Raw genomic sequence first — 286 nt, forward strand, 5'->3', positions numbered from 1 at the left:
CTTGTTCGGCGCGTTGGCGCTCTTGTTCTCTGAGCTGGTTGAGTTCCACAAAGGTGAGGAAGCGATCGCCAGTGGGGGTATAAATTTCCAGGGTATCGGGTTTCAGTTCAAACCGGATTCCCAGTCGCGGACTCACCCAACCCTTCATCTCGTCAAGTGCCTGCAAGCCTTCTGGGGAACGCAAGAATCCCTGAAACTCTATATTCTGTGGGTCGTAGATATAATATTCTTCCACGCCATAGCGATTGTAGAACAACAGTTTTTTGCTCATCTCTTTCAGTCGGTT

1 pseudogene is annotated in these 286 nt (G+C 49.3%); it reads right to left on the minus strand.

Features of this window, described 5'->3' with window-relative positions:
• Window positions 1-286 (minus strand): annotated as a pseudogene (locus AC0QH1_RS00730) (Uma2 family endonuclease); the annotation flags it as partial.

The organism is Phormidium sp. CCY1219 (genome assembly GCF_055795085.1).